The following is a 25,813-nucleotide window of genomic DNA, read 5'->3' as shown; positions in this document are numbered from 1 at the left end:
GGGGTGACCTGCGCCACGATGGGCGCGAGGAGGGCACCGATGACCGACCCGTGGCTCGCCCTGGAGTTCGGCGTCGATCCGGCGGAACGGATCGCGCAGGTCGGCGCCGCCCACGAGGCGTTCCTCAGCGCCGGCGCGACCCCACCACAGGTGCGCGACGTCGTCGCCCGCTCGTGGCGGCGGTCGGCGGGCGCGCTGCTCGACCCGGAGACCACCCCGCCGATCGAGCTGGCCGACGACGCGCTGGAGGGCTACCGCGCCGCGCACCCGCTCGCCCGGGTGCTGCCGCTCTTCCGCGACCTGCTCGGCGGGATCGCCCAGGACGGCGCGCACCTGATGGCGGTCTGCGACGCGTACGGGCGGCTGCTTTGGGTGGAGGGGCATCCGGGGGTGCTCCGGCACGCCGAGCGGATGAACTTCGTCCCCGGGGCGCGGTGGGACGAGTCGCACGCCGGCACCAACGCGCCGGGCACCGCCCTGGCGGTGGACCACAGTGTCCAGATCTTCGCCACCGAGCACTTCAGCCGGCCCGTGCAGCGGTGGACGTGCGCCGCCGCGCCGATCCACGACCCGGACTCCGGGCGGCTCCTCGGCGCGGTCGACATCACCGGCGGCGACCACCTGGCCAACCCGCAGAGCCTCGCCCTGGTCCGCGCCACCGCCCGGGCCGCCGAGGCACAGCTCGCCACCGGCCGGCCGGTCGAGCCCGGGGTGGTCACCGTCGCCGCGCTCGGCCGGGACGAGGCCGAGGTGCGGGTCGACGGGCGGCGGGTCCGCCTCGGCCGGCGGCACAGCGAGTTGCTGGTGCTGCTGCTCGACCGTCCCGAGGGCAGCACGGGCGAGCAGCTCGGCCTCGACCTCTACGGCGACGACCGGCTGCACCCGGTCACCCTGCGGGCCGAGCTGTCCCGGCTGCGCCGCATCCTCGGCCCCGAGCTGCTCGACTCCCGCCCCTACCGGCTGCGCGGCACCGTCCGGGCCGACTTCCGCGCCGTCGGCGAACTGCTGGAACGCGGTGATCCGGCGGGGGCGCTCGACGCGTACGCCGGATCGTTGTTGCCCGGGTCGGACGCGCCGGGAGTGACGCGGCTGCGCCGCCTGGTCGACGGCCAGGTCCGCGCGGCGGTGCTGGCCGCCCGCGACCCGGCGCTGCTCGCGGCCTGGACCGGCACGCCGGCCGGCGCCGACGACCTCGCCGCCTGGCAGGCGCTGGCCCGGGCGTTGCCGCCGGGCGCGCCGCGCCGGCCGCTCGCCCTCGCGCGCATCCACCAGCTCTCCCTGGAGTACGAGCTGCCGCGCGCAACGTTGCTGCAACGTCCCCGACACTAACGTCCCCGCCGTCACCCGAGACGGACGGCGGAGGTAACCATGACGCGGTACGACGCGCCCACCCACTGGCAGTCCCGCTACGACCACTTCATCGGCGGCGAGTACGTGAAGCCGCACCACGGCCGCTACTTCGCCAATCCCACGCCCGTCACCGGTCAGAACTTCTGTGAGGTGGCCCGGGGCACCGCCGAGGACGTCGAGAAGGCGCTCGACGCCGCGCACGGCGCCGCCGACGCCTGGGGCCGCACCCCCGTCGCCGAGCGGGCGCTGATCCTCAACCGGATCGCCGACCGGATGCAGGAGAACCTGGAGTCGCTGGCCATCGCCGAGACCTGGGAGAACGGCAAGCCGGTCCGGGAGACCCTGGCCGCCGACATCCCGCTGGCGATCGATCACTTCCGGTACTTCGCCGGGGCGATCCGGGCACAGGAGGGCTCGCTCGGCGAGCTGGACGACGACACGGTCGCCTACCACTTCCACGAGCCGCTCGGCGTGGTCGGGCAGATCATCCCGTGGAACTTCCCGATCCTGATGGCCACCTGGAAGCTCGCCCCGGCGCTCGCGGCCGGCAACGCGGTGGTGCTCAAGCCGGCCGAGCAGACCCCGGCCTCGATCCACTACTGGCTGTCGCTGGTGGCCGACCTGCTGCCGCCGGGCGTGGTGAACATCGTCAACGGCTTCGGCGTCGAGGCGGGCAAGCCGCTGGCGTCCTCGCCCCGGGTGGCGAAGGTGGCGTTCACCGGCGAGACCACCACCGGGCGGCTGATCATGCAGTACGCCAGCGAGCACATCAGGCCGGTCACCCTGGAACTCGGCGGCAAGAGCCCGAACATCTTCTTCGACGACGTCAGCGCGTCCCGCGACGACTTCTTCGACAAGGCGCTTGAGGGCTTCACCATGTTCGCCCTCAACCAGGGCGAGGTGTGCACCTGCCCGTCCCGGGCGCTGATCCAGCAGGGCCACTACGCCGACTTCCTCGCCGCCGCCGTGGACCGGACCCGCGCGGTACGCCAGGGGCACCCGCTGGACACCGAGACGATGATCGGCGCGCAGGCGTCCAACGACCAGTTGGAGAAGATCCTGTCCTACCTGGACATCGGCCGGCAGGAGGGCGCGAAGGTGCTGACCGGTGGATCCCGGGCGGACCTGGGCGGCGACCTGTCGGGCGGGTACTACGTCGAACCAACCATCTTCGAGGGCCACAACTCGATGCGGATCTTCCAGGAGGAGATCTTCGGCCCGGTCGTCTCGGTGACCTCCTTCGCCGACCTCTCCGACGCGGTCAAGATCGCCAACGACACGCTGTACGGACTCGGCGCGGGCGTCTGGACCCGGGACATGAACACCGCCTACCGCGCCGGCCGGGCGATCCAGGCCGGCCGGGTGTGGACGAACTGCTACCACGCCTACCCGGCACACGCGGCGTTCGGCGGCTACAAGCAGTCCGGCATCGGCCGGGAGAACCACAAGATGATGCTGGAGCACTACCAGCAGACCAAGAACCTGCTGGTCAGCTACTCCCCCAAGAAGCTCGGCTTCTTCTGATGCGCGATCCGGCCTCCACGACCGGGGGTGACCCGGTCTCCGTGCCCGGGAGCGACCCCGTCCCCGTGACCGGGCGCGACCCCGTCTCCGTCACCCCCGCGGCGGCCGAGCTGATCCGGTCGCTGCGGGGGCAGCACGGGCCGCTGATGTTCCACCAGTCCGGCGGCTGTTGCGACGGCAGCGCCCCGATGTGCTACCCGGCCGGCGAGTTCCGTACCGGCGGCTCGGACGTCCGGCTCGCGTCACTCGTCGTGGCCGGGGTACCCGAGCCGGTCGAGTTCTGGATCTCGGCGAGCCAGTGGGAGTTGTGGAAGCACACCACGCTGACGGTCGACGTGGTCCCCGGCCGAGGCAGCGGCTTCTCCCTGGAGGCCCCGGAAGGCGTCCGCTTCCTGATCCGCTCCCACCTGACACCCCCCTGACCCCACGCCCTCCCCACCCCTTCCCCGCGCCTTCCCCGCGCCCCGCCCCGCCCCTTCCCCGCGATCTTGCACTTTGGGCCCACCTTTTATCCGCGATGTACTAATAGTCGGGGCGTTAAGTGCAAGATCGCGGATCGGGGTGGGGTGAAGAGGGCGAGGTGGGGCGGGGCGAGTGGGGCGGGGCGAGTGGGGCGGGGCGGGGTGCTGGGGCGAGGGCGGGGCAGGGGGTGGTCAGGAGAGGGCGGCCCGGATGGTGGCGACCACGTGGGCGGGGCGCTGGTAGAGGTCGCGGTCGGTGAAGTAGCGCATCCGCCAGCCGCTGGCGTCGAGCCAGTTCACCCGCTCACGGTCGTACCGGAGGTGATCGCGACTGAGGTGCGACACCCCGTCGTACTCGATGCCGATCCTCCGCTTCGGGTAGCCCAGGTCCAGCCGGTAGCGGGGAATGCCGTCCCGGTCGTACACCCACAGCTGCGGCTCGGGCACCGGCAGCCGCCCGTCGATGAGGATCAGCCGCAGTTGGCTCTCCTGCCGGCACTCCGCCCGGCCGTCCGCGAGCGGCACGAGTTCCCGGGCCTGCCGCACGCCGCGCAGCGCCCGATGGGCGAACACCTCCGCCGACAACTCGTCCGGCGTGACAGCACCCGCGCGGAGGGCTACGTCGAGCACCGGCAGAGCGTCCAGCCGCTTGACGGTACGCGCCAGGTCGACGGCGCACCGGGCCGCTGGCACGCAGGGCAGTCCGCGGACGACGACAGGGCGCACGGGAAGCACCGAGTGGTGCACGGCCACCCCCGGCAGCCGGGGCTTCGGCACCGCCGCGGGCAACTGGATGTGGACCAGATTCTCCCGCAGCACACCGAAGCCGTACCGCCGGGCGGCAGTCTGCCTGGTCAGCACGGCCTCGTCGGGCAGGCAGAGCATGAGGGCGCGCAGTTCGTCCTCGTCATCGCAGGGCTGGTCGGCGTAGACACCTCTCCGCACCCTGACCAGCTCCGTCCTGCCGACCCGGGTACGGATCCGTTTCACGGTGAGCCCCCGCAGCAGCTCGTCGGCACGCCACAACTGAGTAGACATGCGCCCAGCATCGGGAAATCCCCGCCCCGAGAGCCGCCCCGGCCCACGCCTCCTGTGGACAACCCCCGCCCTGTGGATAACCCCCACCCACCCCCACCCCCGTGCTAACCACCCCCGCACACGGCTCCCCCACGACACCCCTCCCCCCACGACGGCCACCCCAGCCCTCACCCCCCGCCCTCGACCTCACCCCCGCCCCCGTCCCCGCGATCTTGCACTTACTGCCCTCATAATGCGCAGATCACCCGGATTGTCAGGGCAGAAAGTGCAAGATCGACGCGGCTAGGCAGGGCGCGACGAGGCAGGGAGGGGAGGGGTGGGGTGGGGGGAGGGGGGTGGGGTGGGCCGGGGGGTTAGCGGTCCTGGAGGTGCCAGGGGGAGCCGTAGGCGGTCAGCAGGTCCAGGAAGGGGCGTGGGGGTAGGGCCTCCGGGCCCAGTACGCCGGTGCCGGACCACGCGCCCGTGGCGAGCAGTTCCAGAGCCACCACCGGGTTCACCGCCGTCTGCCAGACGACGGCCTGGTGGCCGTACTCCCGCATGGACCATTCGTTGTCGACGACGTGGTAGAGGTACACCTTCCGGGGTCGGCCGTCGATCCCTGACCCGGTCACGTACGTGCCGGCGCAGGTCCGCCCCCGCATCCGCCCGCCCAGGGCCGCCGGGTCGGGCAGGCAGGCGGCCACGACGTCCCGGGGCGACACCGACACGCCTCCGACCTGGACGGGGGCGGCCGAGTCCAGGCCCAGCCGGCGCAACGTCTTCAGCACCTCGATGAACTCGCTGCCGAGGCCGTACTTGAAGGTGACCCGCCGGGCCGGGACCCAGCGCGGGATGAGCAGCACCTCCTCGTGCTCGACGTTCACGCACTCGACCGGGCCGATGCCCTCCGGGAAGTCGAAGACCTCCGGCTCGGAGAACGGCGGAGTGGTGTACCAGCCCCGCCCGGCCTCCCAGACCACCGGCGGGTTCAGGCACTCCTCGATGGTGGTCCAGATCGAGAACGACGGCGCGAAGGCGTAGCCGTCGACGGTCAGGTCGGCGCCGTCGCGTACCCCGATCTCGTCGATGTCGGTGAACAGTTCGTCGGCGGCGTAGCGGGCGAAGACGTCCGACAGCCCCGGCTCCACGCCGATGCCGCACAGCGCGAGCCGGCCGGCGGCCGACCAGCGGTCGGCGACGGCGAACTGGTCGTCGCCGAGCTTGACGCCGGTCTCCGCGTACGGCCGGGTCGGGTGCGGGTGGGACAGCGACATGGCCATGTCGAGGTAGTCGGCGCCGGCCGCGAAGGCCCCCTCGAAGATCGGCATGACGAAGCGCGGGTCGACCGCGTTGAGCACGTGGGTGATCCGGTAGGCGCGGCAGAGCGCGGCGACCGCGGCGGCGGAGCCCGCGTCGACGGTGGTGGCGACGAAGCGGCCACCGTGCCCGGCGACGGCCCGGGCCGCGCGGTCGGGGTCGTGGTCGGCCACGACCATGGTCTCGAAGAAGGTACGGCGGGCAGCGATGGCTACGGCGGCGGAGCCGACGCCACCGGCGCCCACGAGCAGGATCCGCATCAGGAATCAAACCCCAAACCGAGATGGTCGAGCGTACGGAGCCAGAGGTTGCGCCGGCCGGCACGCGCGTCGGCGCGGGCCAGGGACCAGCGGGTGAGATTGATGCCGGTGGCCCGCAACGGCTCCGGCGGGAACGGCAGTGGCTTGCGGCGCACCAGGTCGAGCCGGGTCAACGGGGTCTCGGCGCCGCTCAGCAGGTCGAGCATCACGCGGGCGCCGAACCGGGTCGCCCCGACGCCGAGGCCGGTGTAGCCGGCGGCGTACGCCAGTCGGCCGTCGTACGCGCTGCCGAAGAACGGGCTGAACCTGGTGCAGGTGTCGATGACGCCGCCCCACCGGTGGCTGAACCGCAGGTCGGCGAGTTGGGGAAAGGTGGTGGAGAAGTGCGCGGCGAGGGCGGTGAAGGTCGCCGGTCGTTGGGCCAGTGCCGGGGCCATCCGGTTGCCGTAGTGGTAGACCGCGTCGTAGCCGCCGAACAGGATCCGCCCGTCGCCGGTGATCCGGTAGTAGTGGAACTGGTTGCCCGTGTCGGTGAGGCCCTGCCGGTTGCGCCACCCGATCGCGTCGCGCTGCCCGGGCGTGAGCGGTTCGGTCATCAGCGCGTAGTCGTAGACCGGCACCAGGTACGCCCGCAGTCGGCGCAGCAGCGGTGGGAACGCGTTGGTGGCGAGCACCACCCGCCGCGCCCGCACCGAGCCGGGAGCGCCGTGGCCGCCTGTCCCGCCGTGGCCGCCCGTCTCTTCGCGGCCACCCGGAGCGCCACGGCCACCCGGAGCGCCACGGCCGCCCGGATCGCCGCGCCCGGAAGCCGGGTCACCGCGCCCGTGCGGCTGACCGCCGAGGGTGGTGGCCAGCAGCGCGCCGCCCGCGCGGCGCAGCCCGGTGACCCGGGTGTGCTCGTGGATCCGCACGCCGAGCTCCCGGCAGGCGCGGCGCAGTCCCCAGGCCAGCCGCGCCGGGTCCAGCATGGCCACCCGGTCGCGGTTCCACAGCCCGCCGAGGTAGGTCGGCGAGTCCACCTCGGCGCGCACCTCGACGCCGTCGAGCAGCCGCACGTCGTGGCCGTACCGGCGGGCCAGCGCGGCGTCCTCGGCGAGACCGGCGAGCTGGTGCGGCTCGACCGCGACGGTCAGTTCGCCGGTGGGCTCGAAGTCGCAGTCGATGTCGTACGCCTCGACGGTCGCCGCGATGGCGGCCAGGTTCTCCCGGCCGAGCCGTTCCAGCACGTCGATCTCGTCGGGGAAGCGTTCGACGCCGTTGGCCAGCCCGTGGGTGAGCGAGGCGGCACAGAAGCCGCCGTTGCGCCCGGACGCCGCCCAGCCGCAGGTGCCCGCCTCGACCAGCAGCACGTCCCGGCCGGGGTCGTCGCGCTTGGCGAGCAGCGCCGTCCAGAGCCCGCTGTAGCCGCCGCCCACGACCAGCAGGTCGGTGTCGGTGTCGCCGTGCAGCGGCGGCAGCGGGTCGGGGCGGTCGGGGCGGTCGAGCCAGTACGGTACGGGCGCCGCGTCGGCGAGCGCCCGGTGAGTGGGCGGCGTGGAAGGCCGACGCCCTGGACGTCGGGCCGCCGTCATGACGCCCGCTTCGTCCGCCGCCCGCCCAGGGTGCTCGCCAGCACCAGCAGCAACGCGATCACGAACATCGCGGTACCGATGACGTTGACCTGCGGCGGGATGCCCCGCTGGGCGGCACCCCAGACGTACATCGGGAACGTGACGGTGGTGCCGGCGTTGAAGTTCGTGACGATGAAGTCGTCGAACGACAGCGAGAACGCGAGCAGCGCGGCGGCCACGATGCCGGGCAGCACCAGCGGCAGGGTGATCCGCCGGAAGGTCTGCCACTCGCTGGCGTAGAGGTCCATGGCGGCCTCCTCCAGGCGCGTGTCCATCCCGGTCAGCCGCGCCTTGACCGTGACCACCACGAACGACACGCAGAACATCACGTGCGCGACGACGATGGTCCAGAAGCCCTGCGGCACCCCGGCGGAGACGAAGAGGGCGAGCAGCGAGGTGCCCATGACCAGCTCCGGGGTGGCCATCGGCAGGAAGATCAGCACGTTGGTCGCGGAGCGGCCACGGAACCGGTGCCGCACCAGCGCGAAGGCCATCAAAGTGCCGAGCACGGTGGCGGCCACGGTCGCGACGAAGCCGATCTGGACGCTGCGCACCACCGCGTCGCACATGTCGGAGGTGGCGCACGGGTTGCGCCAGTTGTCGAGGGTGAACTCGTCGAAGTCGTACGACAGCCGGTTGGAGGGGCGGTTGAAGGACAGCGCGGCGACCACGGCGATCGGCAGGAGGAGGTAGCCGAGCACCAGCAGCGCCACGCCCGTCACCCACCGGTCAGCCAGCCAGCGGGAGATCCTCGCGCTCACAGGACTTCCTCGTTCGCGACTGCGGGGCTCCGCTTCGCTGCACTCCTCGCGCTCACAGGACTTCCTCCGTGCCGGCTCGGCGCAGGTAGCCGAAGACCACCGCGAGGATCGCCGCCATCAGCAGGAACGACAGCGCCGCGCCCTGCGGGTAGTCCAACCGGACCAGGAACGCCGAGTCGATGACGTTGCCGATCATGTAGTCGTTGGGCGTGCCGAGCAGTTCGGCGTTGATGTAGTCGCCGCTGGCCGGGATGAAGAACAGCAGCGTGCCGGCGACCAGGCCGGGCATGGACAGCGGCAGCGTGACCCGGCGGAACGTCCGCAGCGGGCTGGCGTAGAGGTCGCCGGCCGCCTCCAGCAGCCGGTGGTCCAGCCGCTCCAGGCTCGCGTACAGCGGAAGCACCAGGAAGGGCAGGAAGTTGTACGTCAGGCCGAGCACCACCGCGACCGGGGTGGCGAGCAGCCGACCGTCGGGGGCGAGCAGGTGCACGTCACGCAGCAGCCCGACGAGCCAGCCGTTGTCCGACAGGATGGTCTTCCAGGCCAGCGTGCGTACGAGGAAACTGGTGAACATCGGCGCGACAACGCAGACCAGCAGCAGGTTCTTCCACCGGCCGGCCTTCTGCGCGATGGCGTACGCCAGCGGGTAGCCCATCAGCAGCGCCAGCACCAGCGCGGCCCCGGCGTAGCCGAAGGACCGCACGAACTGCGGCCAGTACGCGGCGAGCGCGTCGGGATAGTTGCCGAACGCCCAGGTCATCGCGTAGCCGGTGGCGAGCGAGCCGGTGGGGTCGTAGAGGCTGGCGGCGGCGAGCTGGACCAGCGGCACCGCGAAGAAGAGCAGCAGCCAGGCCGCCGCGGGAAGCAGCAGCAGGTACGGCAGGAGCCGGTACCGCCCCGGTGGACGGGCCGGCGCGGGTGCCGCCTTCCGCCCCGACCCGGTGGGCAGGTGCGCGAGGGCACTCATGTCGCCGCCCCGCTCACGAGGGTGCGCCCACCGGCTCGTCGCGGGCCGGCGTGCTCGGGTCGTGCTCGCCGGGCTCCCGGGGCAGCAGGAAGGCGTGCCGGGGATCCCAGTACGCCACCGCCTGCGTGCCCACCGGCAACGGACCGGCCGTGCCGCTGTTGGCCACGAAGACCGACAGCTCGCCGCCCCAGCCGGTGCGCAGCAGGTACTGGGTGCTCACCCCCACGTAGGAGGCGTCGGTGACCACCCCGGCGAGGTGCTGGCAGCCGGCCGGGACCTGGTCGGCGGAGTCGACCAGGTGCAGCTTCTCCGGGCGTACGCCGAGGTGGACCGGCCCCCGGGCGACCCGCGCGCGGCCGGCGGGCACCGAGAAGCGACCGCCGTGCGCCGAGACCGCCACCTCGTCCCCGCCCGCGCCGGCGGCCTCACCGGCGAGCAGGTTGGACTGGCCGAGGAAGTTCGCCACGAACGCCGTGGCCGGGTACTCGTAGAGGTCGGCGGGGGCACCGAGCTGCTCGATCCGCCCGGCGTTCATCACCGCGACCGTGTCGGCCATCGTCATGGCCTCCTCCTGGTCGTGGGTGACGTGCACGAAGGTGATGCCGACCTCGGACTGGATCCGCTTCAGCTCGACCTGCATCTGGCGGCGCAGCTTGAGGTCCAGCGCGCCGAGGGGCTCGTCGAGCAGCAGCACCCGCGGGTGGTTGATCAGTGCCCGGGCCAGCGCGACCCGCTGCTGCTGGCCGCCGGAGAGCTGGGCGGGGCGGCGCGGGCCGTACCCTTCGAGCTGCACCAGGGTCAGCATCCGCTCGACCTGGTCGCGGACGCCGCGGATGCCCCGCCGGCGCAGGCCGAACGCCACGTTCTCGAAGACGTCCAGGTGCGGGAAGAGCGCGTAGCTCTGGAACACCGTGTTCACCGGCCGCTTGTACGGTCGCAGCCGGGTCACGTCCCGGTCGCCGAGCAGCACCTGCCCGGCGGTCGGCTCCTCCAGGCCGGCGATCATCCGCAGGGTGGTGGTCTTGCCGCAGCCGGACGCGCCGAGCAGGGCGAAGAACGAGCCCTGCGGGACGGTCAGGTTGAGGTCGTCCACGGCGATGACGGCGCCGAACCGCTTGGTGAGGTTGGCCAGCCGCAGGTCGCCGGCCGGTGTGTCGCGCCCCGCGGCGGTCGCCGCACCCATGCCGCTCACGCCCCGATGACCTGCTGGAACTTGGTCTCGTACTCGCGTTCCTGCTTCTCGTCCAGGGCCATGAAGACCGCGGACTTCGCGAGCATGGCGTCGTCGGGGAAGATCAGCGGGTTGGCGGCCAACGCCGGGTCGATCTTCTCCATCTCGGCCTGGGCGCCCTGCACGGGGCAGATGTAGTTGACGAACGCGGCGAGCTGGGCGGCGACCGCCGGCTCGTAGTAGTAGTTGACGAACTGCTCGGCGTTGCCCTTGTGGGTGGCCTTGTTCGGCACGACCACGTTGTCCGACCAGAGCAGCACCCCGGAGTCGGGCACCACGAACCTGACCTTCTCGTCCTCCAGGCCGAGCTGCATGGCGTCGCCGGACCAGCCGATGCACGCGGCGATGTCGCCCTTGGCGAGGTCGGGCGCGTAGTCGTTGCCGGTGAACCTGCGGATCTGACCGGAGTCGACGGCCTTCTTCAGCTTGTTGAGGGCGTCGTCGAACTGGGCGGCGGTAAAGTTCTCCGGGTCGTGGCCGTTCGACTGGAGCAGCAGGCCGATGGTGTCCCGCATCTCCGACAGCGCGGTCACCCGGCCCTTGAGGTCGGGACGGGTGAGCAGCTCGTCGACCGTCCGGATCTCCTTGGTCACCCTGGCGTTGTAGGCGAGGCCGGCCAGGCCGGACTGCCACGGGATGGCGAGCTGGTTCTCCGCGTCGAAGGACCGGCCGCGCAACGAGGGCAGCAGGTTGGCCTCGACGTTGGGCAGCTTCGACTTGTCCAGCTTCTGGATCCAGCCGAGCCGGATCATCCGCGCGGCCATCCAGTCGGTGAAGACCATGACGTCCCGCCCGGTCGACTGACATCCCGTGAGCTGGTTCTGCACCTTGCCGAAGAACTCGTTGTTGTCGTTGACGTCCTCGGTGTAGTCGACCTTGATGCCGCTGCGGGCGACGAACGCGTCGAGGGTCGGACGCTTGGACTTGTCGGCCTCGTCGACGTCCATGTACTGCGGCCAGTTGGAGACCGTCAGGGCCTTCTCCGTACCTGACAGGTCCTCGCTGACGCATCCGGCCTCCGTCTGGGTGGCCGGCTTGGTGCCGCAGCCGGCCACCGCGCCGCCCGCGGCGAGCAGCGTGGCCGAGCCCAGGGCGCCGGTCAGCAACCCGCGCCGGGTCAGGGGCCGATAGGGAGTTCGCATGTGACGACTCCTAGAGGTCATCGCCGGAGGGCGGGACGGGGGGCGCGCCGGCGGGAGGTCAGGTGCGGTGGGACGACTGATCCTGTCATGAGGAAACCTCTGTTACAAGGGATTCCGTTGCGTGAATAGCGATGCACGACGAAATACGCCAGACTGCGCGGTGGCGCTAGGCTCAGCCGGAACGAACATGGGGAGCGGTCGATGACGAACCGGCAGCACGACAGCGGCAACGGGGCACGGCGGGTCGCCGTCCGCGAGGGCGCCAGCCACGCCCTGCTCGACGACGTGGCAAAGCAGATTATCGAACAGCTCCAGGAGGACGGCCGCCGCCCGTACGCGACCATCGGCAAGGCGGTCGGGCTCTCCGAGGCGGCGGTACGCCAGCGGGTGCAGCGACTGCTCGACGCGGGCGTGATGCAGATCGTCGCGGTGACCGACCCGCTCCAGCTCGGCTTCCCCCGCCAGGCCATGATCGGGCTGCGTACGAACGGCGACCTGGAGGCCGTGGCCGACCGCCTCGCCGAACTGGAGGAGGTCGACTACGTGGTGATCACCGCCGGCTCGTTCGACCTGCTGACCGAGGTGGTCTGCCGCAACGACGACCACCTGCTGGAGATCCTGCAACGGCTCCGCTCGGTCGAGGGCGTGCTGGCGACCGAGGCGTTCGTCTACCTCAAGCTGCGCAAGCAGACCTATTCCTGGGGCACCGCCTGAGCGGACGCCCTCCCGGGGGCAACCGCCCTGAGCAGGCACCCGCCCTGGGCGACGAGCTCCTGGAGCACCCGCCTGCCGGGCCAGCCGGCCGCCCACGATCTCGTCCGCCTCGGCGGCCGGCACCAGGCCGCCGGTGGCCAGCACCGCGCGGGCGTACGCCTCGGTCTGAAGCAGGCCCGGCACCAGCGACGGCTGGTACGACCGGATGGAGATCGGGCTCAACTCGGGGCGCATCCCGCACCCTCGGACCCGGATCGCCGTCGCGGAGGTGCTCGGGCGGGACGCCGCCGAGCTGTGGCCCGAGCCGTTCCGCCGCCGCGACCTGCCGTGGTTCCGGCCGTGGGCCGAGCTGGAGCAGGATGAGCGGCCCGCCGTCTTCGCGTCGACTCCCACCTTCCCTGCCAACGACTCGGCCGTCTCACCCTTCTCGGCCATCGCCACCCGCAGCGCCTCGTTCACCCGCCAACCCCTTCCATCGCGACATCACGCTCCGGCGCACGATAACCACGCTTCGCGCCCGAGCCTGCCGCCTGTTGGCGTGTCGATGCGGGACCTGTTCCGGGCACCTCAAGTGCGCCACGAGAACCCCGGAAAGACCCCAAAGATGTCCTCTCCACGAGGCTCCCCCTCCCTTCCCCGGGGCGAGCGCAAGCGAGCCCCTTTCCCCGCCCCGAAGCGCCCCGCGCTGCCTCAAAGCGCCCCGAGGCGCGGCGATCATGCACTTTGGGCCCACCTTATGTGTGTTCCGCGAAGATTGTCGGGGCCGAAAGTGCAAGATCGCCGAGGAGGGGCGCGCGGGCGGGGCCGAAAGTGCAAGATCGCGGAGGACGGACGCGTGGCGTGCGGGCGGACAGGCGCGCGACGGCTCGTGCAGCGTGGGCGCATAGATGGGGCAGCTCGACAGCGTCGACCGGGCACGGTTTGCCGGAGCCGCCGCAAGGCGCGATCGGTTGTGCGGAATCCGTTGCAGCCGAGAGTCAGGGTTACCGAATTCGTCGCCATATTGCCCACAGGCCGTCGATCTCACTTGCGCGCGCTCGTCGGGCTGTGGGATAACCAAGGGCAGAGCGGCCGGTGTCACCCCTGACCGGCCCGAGACCCGATGGGGCTGACATGGCCGACGCCACCGACCACCTCTGGATGCACTTCACCCGGATGGCGAGCTACTCCGCCGGAGAGGTGCCGACCATCGTGCGCGGCGACGGCGCGTACGTCTGGGACGCCAAGGGCCGCCGCTACCTGGACGGGCTCGCGGGGCTCTTCGTCGTCAACGCCGGCCACGGGCGCACCGAGCTGGCCGAGGCCGCCGCCAAGCAGGCCGGCGAGCTGGCCTACTTCCCGCTCTGGTCGTACGCCCACCCGAAGGCGGTCGAGCTGGCCGAACGGATCGCCGCGCTCACCCCGGGCGACCTGAACCGGGTCTTCTTCACCACCGGCGGCTCGGAGGCCGTGGAGGCGGCCTGGAAACTGGCCCGCGCCTACTTCAAGCGCACCGGCAAGCCGACCAAGCACAAGGTCGTCAGCCGCTACCTCGCCTACCACGGCACCTCGATGGGGGCCCTGTCGATCACCGGCCTGCCCGGCATCAAGAGCGACTTCGAGCCGCTGGTGCCGGGTGCCGTCAAGGTGCCGAACACCAACTTCTACCGGGCCCCGGAGCACGGCGACTCCCCGGAGGCGTTCGGCCGTTGGGCCGCCGACGAGATCCGCCGGGCGATCGAGCGGGAAGGGCCGGACACGGTCGCCGCCGTGTTCCTGGAGCCGGTGCAGAACTCCGGCGGCTGTTTCCCGCCGCCGCCCGGCTACTTCGACCGGGTGCGGGAGATCTGCGACGCGTACGACGTGCTGCTCGTCTCCGACGAGGTGATCTGCTCCTGGGGCCGGCTGGGCGAGTACTTCGGGGCCGTCCGGTACGGCTACCAGCCGGACATCATCACCACCGCCAAGGGCATCACCTCCGGCTACGCCCCGCTCGGCGCGATGATCGCCAGCGACCGGCTGATGGAGCCGTTCCTGACCGAGACCGGCATGTTCGCCCACGGGGTGACGTTCGGCGGCCACCCGGTCTCCTGCGCGGTGGCCCTGGCCAACCTGGAGGTCTTCGCGCGGGAAAATTTGACCGGGCACGTCCGGGCCAACGAGGCGGCGTTCCGCGCCACCCTGGAAAAGCTGCACGACCTGCCGATCGTCGGCGACGTACGCGGTGACGGCTACTTCTACGGCATCGAGCTGGTCAAGGACAAGGCGACCCGGGCGACCTTCGACGAGGCCGAGGCCGAACGGCTGCTGCGCGGCTTCCTCTCCACGGCGCTGTTCGCCGCCGGGCTCTACTGCCGCGCCGACGACCGGGGCGACCCCGTCGTGCAGCTCGCCCCGCCGCTGATCGCCGGGCAGCAGCAGTTCGACGAGATCGAGCAGATCCTGCGGGCCGTGCTCACCGAGGCGTGGTCCCGCCTGTGACGGCTGCCGGCGCGGCCGGTCGAGAAAGCGGAGATCAGTGGTTGGGCGGGATGACGCGGAGGTGACCCCGACGGCCCGTCTGGGGAGTCGAGTTGACGGCCTGGTCGTCCTCGGGCGGGCGGGGGGCCACCGGGCGCGCGGCCTCGCGGACAGCCTCGGCGAGGGCGACCAGGTCGTCCGTGGTGGGCGGCGGCGGCTCGAACTCACCCTCGTGCCGGACGACGTCCCAGCCGCGCGGCGCGGTCAGGCTGCGCGCGTGCGGCTCGCAGAGGTCGTAGGTGTGCGGCTCGGCGAAGGCCGCCAGCGGGCCCACCACGGCTGTCGACTCGTTGTAGACATAGGTCAGCGTGGCGACTGCTTGCCTGGGGCAGCCATTACGGGAGCAGCGCCGTGGTGACCTCACGGCGGCAGGGTATCTCCATTACCGGGTCCGGCGCACCGCTTCGCGTTGCGACACGCCCATAGTGGTGATCACATTTCGGCCGGTGTGGCCGCGCCGCGCCGGGCCGCAGGCGCTGCCACGGGCCACGTCGGTGCGGGAGCTAACCTTTGCCGTATGACGAGCCCGGAACACCGCCGCCCCGGCTCCGGCCGGCGCGCCCACCGCGACCGGCACGGGCGCGGTCTGCGCGGGCGGCTGGTGCCGGCGACGGTGCCGCTGGCGCGTACGAAGGCGGAGATCTTCGACGACCTGGTGCTGGACACCGTCGAGACCCTCGAACGGCGGTTCGCCAAGGAGTTGGCCGGGGTCGAGTTCGCGGTGGAGGACGTCCCGCCGGACCTCAACGTCTACGACTCCGACGTGCTGGAGGACGGCGAGGTGCCGCTCGCTCGGCTGCTGCCCGGCCGGCCGGGCCGGCAGGAGGTGCCGCCGCGGATCGTGCTCTACCGCCGGCCGCTGGAGTTCCGGGCGATGGATCGCGAGGACCTCGCGGATCTCGTGCACGACGTGATCATCGAGCAGGTGGCCAATCTGCTCGGTGTCGATCCCGACGAGTTGGCCTGAGCCGGGCGGCCCCCACCGCCCCGGCCCGACGACTTTCAGGCAACCCGCCGCTTGAGCTTGCGCCGCTCCCGTTCCGAGAGCCCACCCCAGATCCCGAACCGCTCGTCGTGGCCGAGAGCGTATTCGAGGCATTCCGTCTTCACCTCGCAGCGCGAGCAGATTCGCTTCGCCTCACGGGTCGAGCCGCCCTTCTCAGGAAAGAACGCCTCCGGATCGGTCTGCGAGCAGAGCGCCCGCTCCTGCCACTCCGGCGCGTTTCCGAGCAGGTCGGCCACCTCAAGCTGGCCGTCCATCAGATGCCTCCTTGTCGCGCACCGGCGTCATCGCCGCTGCAACCCCCCACGCGAAAGGCGTGCTGGTCCGTACGGTCCCGATTTGTTGCGTTCCGCGCGAACAACCCCATTCAAATTACACGCGTGTAATGCGTGCGCCGTCAAGCCAAACTTGATAATGGAGTCGCCCTCCCGACAACACTCCGGACGGCCACCCGGCCACCCGGCCTCGCAACCTGCCCTATCGATTCAGACCCCGGCCGAGTAACGCCCTCTCCGGCGAGTTGCCCGAGTTTTCTCCCGTGGCGCTCCATCGCCGACCCGGGCAGCCGGGCCGGCGGAAGCCGCGAAAGTCCCTCACCACGATCCGTTGATCTTGGTGGGGCACAGGTTAACGCGAGTTGCCGCCGACCGCCCGCCGAGCGGGCGGCGACGCCGGCTCCGCTTCCACCATGTGGACGGCCAGGGCCGTGCGACGGCCCGCTTTGGGCAGACGGAAACCGGCGGCGCGCTGCTCGGCCAAACGAATTCGGCGGCCACTCCACCGGCTCCGGGAATCCCGCTGGCGCATGCACATCGTCCCATCAGTCGGTATGGAAACCAAAGACGAATCGGCGTGGCAGCACTGTGGACCGGGCTACGGCAGCGTGCCCGGACGAATCCACCAGGACAACCGGTGTCACCTCGGCCGCCGTACGCAGGGCGTGCCGGGCGGCGGCCATGTCCAGCCTCGGATGCCTGGCGGATTGGTGGTGCCACGGGCGGGCCACCCATCGGCAGCCCGCCCGACGCGCTCATGACGCCGGCGACCTCATTTTCTGTATGACGGGGTTGCCGGCAAGACCTGGCACCTCGTCGACCAGCCGCTCGTAGACGGCCTCCCTGAACGCGGCAAGCTCCGGAATCAGCGCCTGCCGCCGCGCCCGGGCGCTTCCTGGTCGCAGTGACGACTGGACCGTGAGGACCAGACCTGGGCCGGTGAGCCGGATGACCTCGTGATCCTCGGTGAACCCGAACGCGGCGTCCTCTCCTGACGCCAGCCGCCCCTCGACGTGCCACAGGGAAAGAGCCAGATCGACCAGCGTCACGTGGCCCGCCTTGGAGATGACCGTCATGTCGTCGATGACGAAGTCCACCTGCGCCCCGAAGTACTTGTAGCGGAGATCCATCTCCGAGACGGTGGCGGGATCGCACCCGTCCCGGAGCCGCCACGTCTCCCGCCAGGCGGACCCTGGCTCCGGGACGAAGAATTCCAGCCGAATCACGTCGCCCTCCTGGGCTGCCCGGCGCCTCAGCCTGGCGAGGCCGTCATGAGTGTGCCGCCGTCGATGACCGCGCACGCAACGGTCGACGGCTCACCACCGTAGTCTCTTTCGCTCACCCCGATCTTCGCGCCGGCACCGAAGTCGACCGTGCCGGCGGGTCTCGCGGGCGATCCGAACCCCAAGATCGCGCTGTTTCGTGGAAGTAGTGGCCTCTCCGGCTCGGAAGGCCACTACTTCCTGGAAATAGCGCGATCTTGTGTGGAGTGGGGCGCGCGTCGGCGGGGCGGGCGGGTGGGCGGGTGGGCGGATGGTGGCGCTGGTGGGGCGAATGCCTGTCAGCCGTACGCCGTCGTGCGCCTGCGCGCCGGCCGTCCCGCCGCCGCCGCGATGGCGATCAACTGCTCCTCCGTACGCGCCGAACCGTTACCGGAACCGGCCATCCGGGAAATGGTCTCCTCCATCAGCGTGCCGCCGAGGTCGTTGCAGCCGCTGCGCAGCATCGCCGCCGTACCCTCGTCGCCGAGCTTCACCCATGAGCACTGGATGTTGTCGATCCGGCCGTGCAGCAGCAGCCGGGCCATCGCGTGCACCACCCGGTTCTCCCGCCAGGTCGGCCCGGGGCGGGCGATGCCGGCCAGGTAGATGGGCGCGTTCGTGTGCACGAACGGCAGCGCCACGAACTCGGTGAACCCGCCCGTACGGTCCTGCAACCCGGCCAGCACCCGGAAGTGTGCGAGCCACTGCGCGGGATGGTCCACGTGGCCGTACATCATGGTGGAGCTGGACCGGATGCCCAGCTCGTGGGCCGTGCCGACCACCTCGACCCAGGCGGCGGCCGGCAGTTTGCCCTTCGTGAGCACCCAGCGCACGTCGTCGTCGAGGATCTCGGCGGCGGTGCCCGGGATGGTGTCCAGGCCGGCCTCGCGGAGCCCGGTCAGCCACTCCCGCACCGACACGCCGGCCTTCGCGGCGGCGGTGACGATCTCCATCGGCGAGAACGCGTGCACGTGCATCCCCGGCACCCGCGCCTTGATCGCCCGGACCAGGTCGGCGTAGACGGTCACCGGCAGCTTCGGGTCGATCCCGCCCTGGAGGCAGACCTCGCTGGCACCGACCGCCCACGCCTCCTCGGCCCGGTCGGCGACCTGGTCCACGGAGAGCCGGTAGGCGTCGGCGTCCCGCTCCCGCTGGGCGAAGGCGCAGAACCGGCACCCGACGTAGCAGACGTTACTGAAGTTGATGTTGCGGTTGACCACGTACGTCACGTCGTCGCCGACCGCCGCCCGGCGCACGTCGTCGGCGAGCCGGCACAGCTCGTCCAGCGCCGGCCCGTCGGCGGCGAACAGCGCCAGCGCGGCGTCGGCGTGCCTCGGCTCCAGCAGCGCGGCCGGATCGTCGGCGGCCAGCCGCAGCCCGGCCCGCAGGTCGCGGTCGGTCCCGCCCCCACCCCCGGTGGTGACCTTGCCGGCCACCTCGGACCAGTCGCCGTAGACGTGGTCGAAGTCGCCGCGCCGGTCCCCGGTGCGCCCGGTGGTGTCGATCGTGGCGTGCAGGTCGGTCCGGCCGCCGTACGTCTCGTCGGGCTCCTGCCAGGGCCGGCCCACCGGCCGGGCCTCCTCGACGGCCAGCCCCGTCGCCGGGTCGGCGAGCGCCCCGACGTGCGGCAACAGGCGCGGATCCAGCCACGGGTCGCCGGCCCGGACGTACTCGGGGTAGATCGTCAGCCGCTCGCGCAGGGTGAAGCCGGCCTTCTCCGTCTGCCGGGCCAGCTCGTCCAAATGCGGCCAGGGGCGCTCCGGATTGACGTGGTCCGGGGTCAGCGGGGAGACGCCGCCCCAGTCGTCGATGCCGGCACGCAGCAGCAGGTCGTACTCGCCGGCGATGAGGTTCGGCGGGGCCTGGATCCGGGCCTTCGGCCCGAGCAGCAGCCGGGTCACCGCCACCGTGGCAGCCAGGTCGCGCAGCTCCGCGTCGGGCATCCCGCGCATCGCCGTGTCCGGCTTGGCGCGGAAGTTCTGCACGATCACCTCCTGGAGGTGGCCGTACTCGCGGTGCGCCCGGCGGATCGCGAAGATCGCGTCGACCCGCTCGGCCGGGGTCTCGCCGATGCCGATCAGGATGCCGGTGGTGAACGGCACCCCGACCCGGCCCGCGTCGTCGAGCACCCGCAGCCGTACCGCCGGCTCCTTGTCGGGCGAGCCGAAGTGCGGGCCGCCCGGCTCCGACCAGAGCCGGGTCGCCGTGGTCTCCAGCATCATCCCCATGCTGGGCGCGACGGGCTTGAGCCGCTGCAACTCCGACCAGGACAGCACGCCCGGGTTCAGGTGCGGCAGCAGCCCGGTCTCCTCCAGCACCGCCACCGCGCAGGCGCGCAGGTAGTCGAGGGTGGAGTCGTAGCCGCGCTCGTCGAGCCACTGCCGGGCCGCCGGCCAGCGCTCCTCCGGCCGGTCGCCGAGCGTGAACAGGGCCTCCTTGCAGCCCTGGGCCGCCCCCGCGCGGGCGATGGCGAGGACCTCGTCCCGATCGAGGAAGGCCGCCGGCAGCCGGTGCGGCACGGTGGCGAAGGTGCAGTAGTGGCACCGGTCCCGGCACAGCCGGGTGAGGGGGATGAAGACCTTCTTCGAGTACGTGACCACGCCCGGCCGGCCGGCCTCACGCAGCCCGGCGTCGCGGACCGCACCGGCGACGTCGAGCAGCTCGTCGAGCGTGTCGCCCCGGGCGGCCAGCAGCGCGACGGCCTCGTCGACGTCGAGCGCCCGGCCCGTCGCGGCCCGGCGCAGCGCCCGCCGCACGCTCGCTTCGGTCGGGCCGGGCAGGGTTCGATCAACCATCCGCCCAGCCTAAGCGCTCGCGCGGCCCGCCCCGTCCGGCGCGGGCCGTGAACCAGCGCACCCCTTCCGCCGCGCTTGGTGTAAGGAAGGGCCCCTTCCTATCGCGTACGCGATAGGAAGGGGCCCTTCCTTACATCCAGGTGTCGCCCGTCAGCGCGGGGCGTCGGGGGTGTCGCCGGAGTTGAACCGCTGCGTGCGGTCGGCCTCGCCGTCCGTCGGACGCGGAATCGCCTGGGTGGCCTCCGTGTGCTCGACAGGCTGGCGCGGGATCGCCTGGGTCGGCTCGGCCGAGGGCGGCTGCCCGAACGGCGGGGCGCTCTGCGGCTGCCCGAACTGGGGCGCGGGGCTGGCCGGCGGGGCCGACTGCGGCGCCGGGCTGTACGGCGAGCCCGGCTGCGGGCCGCCGAAGGGCGCGGCCTGCTGACCGTACGGGGCGCCGTAGGTGCCCGGAGCCGCCCAGCCGCCCTGCTGACCGGGGACCGGCTGGCCACCCGGCTGACCGGGAACCGGCTGGCCGGGAGCCGGGTAGCCGCCCTGCTGCTGGGGCCACCCGGGCTGCGGCTGGCCGGGCTGGGGCTGGCCGTACACGCCGGGCTGAGGCTTCGGCTTGGGGACGTAGTAGAGGGTGCGCCAGATCTTGAACACGACGTACGCGGCGACCGCGAACAGCGCCAGCCAGGCCACCCGGGTGAGCAGGCCCAGGAAGGCGTCGAGGATCTCGCCGTCGGCCAGCCGGCTGACCGTCCAGAAGAGGAAGGTCAATCCGCCGAACAGCGCGCTGACGGCGTACTCGCCCAGCGCCACCTGGGTGATCAGTTTGGCCTTCGGCGCCGGGGGGCGTACGTGCGTGACGAGCAGCACGGCCAGCAGCGGCAGGAGCACCGCTTCCAAGCCGATGAAGGCGAAGAAGGCGCTGCCCGCCCGGCCGCCGAACGTGCTGTAATCAGTCGGCGTCACCAGCCGGATCAGGCCGACGAAGAGGAACACGGCGTTCGCGCCGACGAGCGCGAACGCGGCGAGTTCGCGCAGCGGCTTGGTCAACTGGCTGGCCTGCGTCGCGTCGGTCGACGCGGGCTCGGCGGGGCTGGTCACGGGTTCCCCCTCGGGGCGAATGCGGACAGTTGCCGACGTGAGCCTAGTCTCCCGGCCCACGCGCGTCCTGCGGGCGGCCCGTAGGCGAGGATGGTCGGCATGCGCATCGTGGTACTGACGGGCGGCATCGGTGGCGCTCGTTTCCTGGTCGGCGTGCGGGCGTATGCCCGCGAGGCCGGTGCCGAGGTGACCGCCGTGGTCAACGTCGGCGACGATCTGCTCCTGCACGGGCTCAAGGTCTGCCCCGATCTCGACAGCGTCATGTACACGCTCGGTGGCGGCGCCGATCCCGAGCGGGGCTGGGGACGCGTCGGGGAGACCTGGACGGTCAAGCAGGAGCTGACGGCGTACGGCGCCGAGCCGAGCTGGTTCGGGCTGGGCGACAAGGACATCGCCACCCATCTGGTGCGGACCACGATGCTGAACGCCGGCTACCCGCTGCACGCGGTCACCGAGGCGCTGGCCACCCGCTGGCAGCCCGGCGTACGCCTGCTGCCGGCGACCGACGACCGGCTGGAGACCCACGTGGTGGTCGGCGGGCCCGGTCCGGGCCCGGACGGCCCCGACGGCGGCCAGCGGGCGATCCACTTCCAGGAGTGGTGGGTGCGCCACCGCGGCGACATCCCCACCCACCGCTTCGTCTTCGTCGGCGCCGAGACCGCGAAGCCGGCGCCCGGCGTGGTGGAGGCCGTCGCCGGGGCCGACGTGGTGCTGATCGCCCCGAGCAACCCGGTGGTGAGCATCGCCCCGATCCTGGCCGTGCCCGGCCTGCGCGAGGCGGTCGCCGACGGCCCCGCCCCCGTGGTCGGCGTGTCGCCGATCATCGGCGGCGCGCCGGTACGCGGCATGGCCGACCGCTGCCTGGCGGTGCTCGGGGTGGAGTGCAGCGCGGCCGGCGTGGGCCGGCTCTACGGCGGCCGGTCGGCCGGCGGGCTGCTCGACGGGTGGCTCGTCGCCGAGGAGGACGCGGGCACCCTGGTGCCGGAGGTGACGGTCCGCGCGGCACCGTTGCGGATGACCGACGAGGCGGCGACGGCGGCCATGGTCCGCGCCGCGCTGGAGTTGACGTGAGGCTGGAGATCCTGCCGGTGCCGGGCATCGGCCACGTGTCCGAGGGCGACGACCTGGCCGCCCTGATCGCGACCGCCGCGCCCTGGCTGCGCGACGGCGACGTGCTGGTGGTGACCAGCAAGATCGTCTCGAAGGCGGAGGGCCGCCTGGTCGACGTCCCGGCCGACGGGCCGGAACGCCTCGCCGCGCGCGACGAGGTGCTGGCCGCCGAGACGGCACGGGTGGTGGCCACCCGGGGCGAGACCCGGATCGTGCAGACCCACCACGGCTTCGTGATGGCCTCGGCCGGCATCGACGCCTCGAACGTCGACAAGACCCGGCTGGTGCTGCTGCCCGAGGATCCCGACGCCTCGGCCCGGGCGCTGCGCGCCGCCCTGCGCGACCGGTACGACGTCGACGTCGCGGTGATCGTCAGCGACACGATGGGCCGGCCCTGGCGCAACGGGCTCACCGACGTGGCGCTCGGCGTCGCCGGGATGGACGCCATCCGCGACCACCGGGGCGAGGTCGACCCGTACGGCAACGAGCTCCAGATCACCCAGATGGCGGTCGTGGACGAGTTGGCCGGCGCGGGCGAGCTGATCAAGGGCAAGTGCGACCAGGTGCCGGTCGCGGTGATCCGCGGCTACCTCACCACGCTCCGGCCGGACGACGGCGACGGCGCGGCGGCGCTGGTCCGGGACGCCTCGATGGACCTGTTCTCGCTCGGCACCGCCGAGGCCCGGGCGGCCGGGATGGCCGCTGCCGCCACCCTGTCGGACGGCCCCAACCCGACCCCGCCCGACGCGGCGGCCGTGCACCGGGCGACCGACGCGGTCGCCGGCGTGGTCGCGCCCGGCACGGTCTTCACCCTGGTCGCCGACGACGAGCTGCGCACCGGGCTGATCGCCCGGGTGCCCGGCTGGCCGGCGGAGGCGACCTCACTGGTGCTCGGCTCCCTGGCCACCCCGGCCGGCCCCGCCGACCTGGTCCGCTTCGGCGCCGACCTGCAACGCCTCCGCACCGCCCTGGCCGCGGAGGGTGTCGCCTCCGTCCTGCTCCCCCCGCCCCCGGGCACCACCGCCAGCGCCTGCCTGGCCCTGTGACTGCGCCCGGGGCGGCTGGCCCGGCCGCCCGGCCGGCGGCGGTGCTCAGGAGTTGAGCATCGCCCGCCCCAGCGGGGTCAGGGTGTGCAGCACGGTGTTGCGGTCACGGTGGCTGACCAGGAGGCCGGCGTTGCGCAGCACGGTGGTGTGCTGGCTCGCGGCGGCCGGCGAGATGTTCAGCCGGCGCGCCACCTCGCCGGTGGTGCAGCCGTCGTCGCTCGCCGCCAGCACGGCGGCGCGGGTCCGGCCGAGCAGCGCGGCCAGCGCGTCCCGCCCGGGATCCGGGGTGGCCGGCCCGGCGCCGACACCGAGGGCCGGCACCAGGCCGCCGAGCCGATCCACCGGGTAGACCAGGACCGGGGGCAACGCCGGATCGAGCAGGGCGACCGGGGTGGCCGCACAGAAGAACGACGGCACCAGCAACAGCCCGCGCCCGTCGAGGTGCAACTCCCGGCTGTACGGGTAGCCGCGGACCTCCAGGACCCCGCCCTCCCATCGCATGGCGGGCCGCAGGCTGGCCAGCAGCCCCTCGATCCCGCCGTCGAGCAGGGCCCGGGCCCGCCGTGCCCGGTCGGCCTCCACCGCCGCCTGGATCCTGGTCCAGTACGGGTCGATCGCCAGGCCCCGGTACTGCTCCATCGCCCCGGTCAGGCCGCGCACCGCGCCGGACTCCCCCCGGGCCAGCGCCCCGGCGCCGGCGGGCAGGCGGGTGCCGACGGCGAACCGCGCCAGGTCGCGTCGCAGCCGCGTGGCGGGGGTGCTCCGGACCGCCTCCAGGCCGGCCTCGAACCCCGACACGCTCTCGTACGGGGTGAGGAAGTCGGGAAAGTAGCCGCGCGGCGGGTTGAGTGCCATGAGGAGCTTCAGGTCCGCCGAGCCGCCGCCCGCACGCAGCACGCGGGTCACGTCGCGTCGCCAGCCCGCCAGCAGCGGGTCCCCACCCCGATCGGGCAGCAGGTGCAGGCTGAGAACCAGCTCCCACATCGGATCCGCCGCCGGAGCCACTCTGGTCCGGAGGATGTCCTCGGCGGAAAAGTAGATCTTCAGCATGGACAGCTCCCGTGTCGCCTGGCAGAGGGGGCACCCGGCAACCGTTTGCACTGTACCCGGGCTGGCACTTATCTCCGTCTTTAAGCCTGGGCTGAAAAACCTCGACGCTCCCCGGCACTGTTCGGCATGCTTCCAATGCCCGCACACGGGGGCGGGCGCGTCCCCCACATGCCCGGAGCCACGGCGCCCGGGGGGACAGAGAGACCGACGACCGGCCGGTGTCACGAGGGTATGCGGCCCAGTTCCGCAGAGGCACCGTCCGGTCGTCGGTCCAGCTCCGGCAGGTCGGTCCAGAGCGCCACCCGATGGTCCTCGTCGGTGACGTAGAACCGCTGCCCCTCCCACTCGGCGACCCCCTCCACGTGGTGGAACGGCGCCAGGTCGGCCACCAGCTCACCGGGGACCAGGTGCCCCTCGCCGGGCATGCGGAACCGGACGTGCCGGGAGGTGACGTCGCCGCCGGTCGGATGCTCGTCGAGCAGCACCGAACCCTTGCCGAGCGCGTCGATCGACCCGACGATCGCCGCGAAGCCGCCGTCGTCCGTCGGGGCGATCGCCCGGAAGCCGGCCAGCGCGCCGGGCGGGGTCACCCCGGTCAGGACGTACGCCCCCGCGGCCAGCGGCCAACTCGGCGCGGCGTCGAACATGTCCGGCACACCGGTCAGCTCGACCAGGATCGGCTCGCCTTCGGCGGTGACCGGGAAGCGTAGCCCGAGCAGAACGCCGCCGGCCGGCGTGAAGGCGGCCGCCTCGACGTTCAGCGGCAGGTCGTCGGGGACGAGGCGGTCGACCCAGCCCTTCGACCGGGCGGTGCCCCGGGCGACGGTCTCCCCGATGAACCGGGCCCGCACCCGGTCACCCGGCGGCAGCGGGGTGAACGCCGCCTTCAGCAGGGCGTCGTTGACGGCCCGGTGCAGCCGGAACCGGTTGCGGACCACCTGCACCGGCAGCCGACCCGTCGCCGCGTCGTCCTCCCGAAACCGGGCCACGAAGGCGCGTCGCGGGCGCAACGGCCCCGCCTTCGAGCCGAAGTGCGAGCCGAAGACGTACACCCAGCCGTCGTGGTGGGCGAGCGCCTCGCCGTCCTCCGTACGGCCGTTCTCCACGCCGGCGTCGGCGCTCACGTGGTGGGCGAACCAGCTGCCGTCGTCCCGTTCCAGCAGCAGGGCCAGGCAGTGCTCCACCGGCCCCTCGTCCAGCACGGTCCAGAAGCCACGGCGGGCACCGTACGCCCGCAGCAGCGGCTCGGAACGCACCGGCAGCAGGTCGCTGGCCTCGTTGCCGGCCACCACGAACTCCAGCAGTCGCAGGGTCACCCGGCCAGCGT

General features: G+C 72.4%; 21 protein-coding genes and 2 pseudogenes. 8 read left to right on the top strand and 15 right to left on the bottom strand.

The genetic code is table 11. The features are described from left to right. The first annotated feature begins 39 nt into the window (after positions 1-39). From ABZ809_RS05385 to ABZ809_RS05375, 3 genes are read left to right on the top strand one after another with little or no spacing between them, the layout of a single operon-like run. The gene (locus ABZ809_RS05385) at positions 40-1,329 is read left to right on the top strand and encodes a GAF domain-containing protein (protein ID WP_357561147.1); all 1,290 of its coding nucleotides are present in this window, start codon (positions 40-42) and stop codon (positions 1,327-1,329) included. A gap of 39 nt (positions 1,330-1,368) precedes the next feature. Further along, positions 1,369-2,874 (top strand): aldehyde dehydrogenase, encoded by a 1,506-nt coding sequence (adh, locus tag ABZ809_RS05380; RefSeq protein ID WP_357561146.1) that lies wholly within the window; start codon positions 1,369-1,371, stop codon positions 2,872-2,874. Next, positions 2,874-3,296, top strand: coding sequence for a DUF779 domain-containing protein (locus tag ABZ809_RS05375; RefSeq protein ID WP_357561145.1), 423 nt, complete (start codon positions 2,874-2,876; stop codon positions 3,294-3,296). Before adh ends, ABZ809_RS05375 begins: the two co-directional genes overlap by 1 nt. 231 nt (positions 3,297-3,527) lie before the next feature. Here ABZ809_RS05375 and ABZ809_RS05370 read toward each other — a convergent pair whose 3' ends face one another. From ABZ809_RS05370 to ABZ809_RS05340, 7 genes are all read right to left on the bottom strand, one after another. Then, positions 3,528-4,373, bottom strand: a complete 846-nt coding sequence (locus tag ABZ809_RS05370; protein WP_357561144.1) for a DUF559 domain-containing protein — start codon at positions 4,371-4,373, stop codon at positions 3,528-3,530. 353 nt (positions 4,374-4,726) lie between these two features. Then, complete coding sequence (locus ABZ809_RS05365; RefSeq protein ID WP_357561143.1) at positions 4,727-5,929, bottom strand: saccharopine dehydrogenase C-terminal domain-containing protein; 1,203 nt, start codon at positions 5,927-5,929, stop codon at positions 4,727-4,729. Continuing rightward, positions 5,929-7,500 carry an FAD-dependent oxidoreductase gene (locus ABZ809_RS05360; protein WP_357561142.1) on the bottom strand — a complete coding sequence of 524 codons (1,572 nt, stop codon included), beginning with the start codon at positions 7,498-7,500 and terminating at the stop codon, positions 5,929-5,931. The genes ABZ809_RS05365 and ABZ809_RS05360 overlap by 1 nt, the downstream gene beginning before the upstream one ends. Then, positions 7,497-8,300 carry an ABC transporter permease gene (locus ABZ809_RS05355; protein WP_357561141.1) on the bottom strand — a complete coding sequence of 268 codons (804 nt, stop codon included), beginning with the start codon at positions 8,298-8,300 and terminating at the stop codon, positions 7,497-7,499. Before ABZ809_RS05355 ends, ABZ809_RS05360 begins: the two co-directional genes overlap by 4 nt. A gap of 52 nt (positions 8,301-8,352) precedes the next feature. Further along, positions 8,353-9,267: an ABC transporter permease gene (locus tag ABZ809_RS05350; RefSeq protein ID WP_357561140.1), complete on the bottom strand. Its 915-nt coding sequence runs from the start codon at positions 9,265-9,267 to the stop codon at positions 8,353-8,355. A gap of 13 nt (positions 9,268-9,280) precedes the next feature. Further along, positions 9,281-10,450 carry an ABC transporter ATP-binding protein gene (locus ABZ809_RS05345; RefSeq protein WP_357561458.1) on the bottom strand — a complete coding sequence of 390 codons (1,170 nt, stop codon included), beginning with the start codon at positions 10,448-10,450 and terminating at the stop codon, positions 9,281-9,283. Positions 10,451-10,455: 5 nt separating this feature from the next. Then, positions 10,456-11,640, bottom strand: coding sequence for a spermidine/putrescine ABC transporter substrate-binding protein (locus ABZ809_RS05340; RefSeq protein WP_357561139.1), 1,185 nt, complete (start codon positions 11,638-11,640; stop codon positions 10,456-10,458). A gap of 201 nt (positions 11,641-11,841) precedes the next feature. Here ABZ809_RS05340 and ABZ809_RS05335 point away from each other — a divergent pair, with 201 nt between their 5' ends. Then, positions 11,842-12,354, top strand: a complete 513-nt coding sequence (locus tag ABZ809_RS05335) for an Lrp/AsnC family transcriptional regulator (RefSeq protein WP_357561138.1) — start codon at positions 11,842-11,844, stop codon at positions 12,352-12,354. A gap of 60 nt (positions 12,355-12,414) precedes the next feature. Here the strand turns inward: ABZ809_RS05335 and ABZ809_RS05330 are convergent. Beyond that, positions 12,415-12,588, bottom strand: a pseudogene (locus ABZ809_RS05330) (Scr1 family TA system antitoxin-like transcriptional regulator); the annotation flags it as partial. A gap of 879 nt (positions 12,589-13,467) precedes the next feature. Between ABZ809_RS05330 and ABZ809_RS05325 the strand changes: the two are divergent. Beyond that, the gene (locus ABZ809_RS05325; protein WP_357561137.1) at positions 13,468-14,814 is read left to right on the top strand and encodes an aspartate aminotransferase family protein; all 1,347 of its coding nucleotides are present in this window, start codon (positions 13,468-13,470) and stop codon (positions 14,812-14,814) included. Between the two features lie 34 nt (positions 14,815-14,848). On the opposite strand, the gene ABZ809_RS05320 is transcribed toward ABZ809_RS05325, so the two are convergent. Continuing rightward, positions 14,849-15,217, bottom strand: coding sequence for a DUF3499 domain-containing protein (locus tag ABZ809_RS05320; protein ID WP_357561136.1), 369 nt, complete (start codon positions 15,215-15,217; stop codon positions 14,849-14,851). A gap of 153 nt (positions 15,218-15,370) precedes the next feature. Here ABZ809_RS05320 and ABZ809_RS05315 point away from each other — a divergent pair, with 153 nt between their 5' ends. After that, positions 15,371-15,820: a metallopeptidase family protein gene (locus tag ABZ809_RS05315; RefSeq protein WP_355606491.1), complete on the top strand. Its 450-nt coding sequence runs from the start codon at positions 15,371-15,373 to the stop codon at positions 15,818-15,820. A gap of 35 nt (positions 15,821-15,855) precedes the next feature. Here the strand turns inward: ABZ809_RS05315 and ABZ809_RS05310 are convergent, their stop codons facing one another. The 4 genes from ABZ809_RS05310 to ABZ809_RS05295 form a co-directional block, all read right to left on the bottom strand. After that, the gene (locus tag ABZ809_RS05310) at positions 15,856-16,113 is read right to left on the bottom strand and encodes a WhiB family transcriptional regulator (RefSeq protein ID WP_088980572.1); all 258 of its coding nucleotides are present in this window, start codon (positions 16,111-16,113) and stop codon (positions 15,856-15,858) included. Positions 16,114-16,886: 773 nt separating this feature from the next. Next, complete coding sequence (locus ABZ809_RS05305) at positions 16,887-17,261, bottom strand: hypothetical protein (protein ID WP_357561135.1); 375 nt, start codon at positions 17,259-17,261, stop codon at positions 16,887-16,889. Between the two features lie 431 nt (positions 17,262-17,692). Continuing rightward, positions 17,693-20,188 carry a bifunctional FO biosynthesis protein CofGH gene (locus ABZ809_RS05300; protein WP_357561134.1) on the bottom strand — a complete coding sequence of 832 codons (2,496 nt, stop codon included), beginning with the start codon at positions 20,186-20,188 and terminating at the stop codon, positions 17,693-17,695. A gap of 150 nt (positions 20,189-20,338) precedes the next feature. Beyond that, on the bottom strand, positions 20,339-21,280 hold the full coding sequence (locus ABZ809_RS05295; RefSeq protein WP_357561133.1) for a hypothetical protein: 942 nt from the start codon (positions 21,278-21,280) through the stop codon (positions 20,339-20,341). Positions 21,281-21,379: 99 nt separating this feature from the next. Here ABZ809_RS05295 and cofD point away from each other — a divergent pair, with 99 nt between their 5' ends. Both cofD and ABZ809_RS05285 read left to right on the top strand, forming a co-directional pair. Continuing rightward, positions 21,380-22,351 carry a 2-phospho-L-lactate transferase gene (gene cofD / locus ABZ809_RS05290; RefSeq protein WP_357561132.1) on the top strand — a complete coding sequence of 324 codons (972 nt, stop codon included), beginning with the start codon at positions 21,380-21,382 and terminating at the stop codon, positions 22,349-22,351. Further along, on the top strand, positions 22,348-23,436 hold the full coding sequence (locus tag ABZ809_RS05285) for a coenzyme F420-0:L-glutamate ligase (protein WP_357561131.1): 1,089 nt from the start codon (positions 22,348-22,350) through the stop codon (positions 23,434-23,436). The genes cofD and ABZ809_RS05285 overlap by 4 nt, the downstream gene beginning before the upstream one ends. Positions 23,437-23,481: 45 nt before the next feature. Here ABZ809_RS05285 and ABZ809_RS05280 read toward each other — a convergent pair whose 3' ends face one another. Both ABZ809_RS05280 and ABZ809_RS05275 read right to left on the bottom strand, forming a co-directional pair. Beyond that, a complete protein-coding gene (locus ABZ809_RS05280) occupies positions 23,482-24,486 on the bottom strand; it encodes a winged helix-turn-helix domain-containing protein (protein ID WP_357561130.1) in 1,005 nt (334 codons plus the stop codon). A gap of 290 nt (positions 24,487-24,776) precedes the next feature. Then, positions 24,777-25,802, bottom strand: a pseudogene (locus ABZ809_RS05275) (hypothetical protein); the annotation flags it as partial. Positions 25,803-25,813: the final 11 nt, after the last annotated feature.

The organism is Micromonospora sp. NPDC047074 (genome assembly GCF_040643815.1).
Taxonomy (GTDB): domain Bacteria; phylum Actinomycetota; class Actinomycetes; order Mycobacteriales; family Micromonosporaceae; genus Micromonospora.
The sequence above is the reverse complement of the archived record's forward strand: the minus strand, read 5'-3'. Positions and strand labels throughout refer to the sequence as shown.

Coding starts and splice junctions, on each gene's coding strand:
- ABZ809_RS05375 (WP_357561145.1), top strand. CDS start 2,874: ATGCGCGATCCGGCCTCCACGACCGGGGGTGACCCGGTCTCCGTGCCC.
- ABZ809_RS05365 (WP_357561143.1), bottom strand. CDS start 5,929: ATGCGGATCCTGCTCGTGGGCGCCGGTGGCGTCGGCTCCGCCGCCGTA.
- ABZ809_RS05305 (WP_357561135.1), bottom strand. CDS start 17,261: ATGGATCTCCGCTACAAGTACTTCGGGGCGCAGGTGGACTTCGTCATC.
- ABZ809_RS05300 (WP_357561134.1), bottom strand. CDS start 20,188: ATGGTTGATCGAACCCTGCCCGGCCCGACCGAAGCGAGCGTGCGGCGG.
- ABZ809_RS05370 (WP_357561144.1), bottom strand. CDS start 4,373: ATGTCTACTCAGTTGTGGCGTGCCGACGAGCTGCTGCGGGGGCTCACC.
- ABZ809_RS05315 (WP_355606491.1), top strand. CDS start 15,371: ATGACGAGCCCGGAACACCGCCGCCCCGGCTCCGGCCGGCGCGCCCAC.
- ABZ809_RS05310 (WP_088980572.1), bottom strand. CDS start 16,113: ATGGACGGCCAGCTTGAGGTGGCCGACCTGCTCGGAAACGCGCCGGAG.
- ABZ809_RS05325 (WP_357561137.1), top strand. CDS start 13,468: ATGGCCGACGCCACCGACCACCTCTGGATGCACTTCACCCGGATGGCG.
- adh (WP_357561146.1), top strand. CDS start 1,369: ATGACGCGGTACGACGCGCCCACCCACTGGCAGTCCCGCTACGACCAC.
- ABZ809_RS05350 (WP_357561140.1), bottom strand. CDS start 9,267: ATGAGTGCCCTCGCGCACCTGCCCACCGGGTCGGGGCGGAAGGCGGCA.
- ABZ809_RS05345 (WP_357561458.1), bottom strand. CDS start 10,450: ATGGGTGCGGCGACCGCCGCGGGGCGCGACACACCGGCCGGCGACCTG.
- ABZ809_RS05385 (WP_357561147.1), top strand. CDS start 40: ATGACCGACCCGTGGCTCGCCCTGGAGTTCGGCGTCGATCCGGCGGAA.
- ABZ809_RS05335 (WP_357561138.1), top strand. CDS start 11,842: ATGACGAACCGGCAGCACGACAGCGGCAACGGGGCACGGCGGGTCGCC.
- ABZ809_RS05280 (WP_357561130.1), bottom strand. CDS start 24,486: ATGCTGAAGATCTACTTTTCCGCCGAGGACATCCTCCGGACCAGAGTG.
- cofD (WP_357561132.1), top strand. CDS start 21,380: ATGCGCATCGTGGTACTGACGGGCGGCATCGGTGGCGCTCGTTTCCTG.
- ABZ809_RS05340 (WP_357561139.1), bottom strand. CDS start 11,640: ATGCGAACTCCCTATCGGCCCCTGACCCGGCGCGGGTTGCTGACCGGC.
- ABZ809_RS05360 (WP_357561142.1), bottom strand. CDS start 7,500: ATGACGGCGGCCCGACGTCCAGGGCGTCGGCCTTCCACGCCGCCCACT.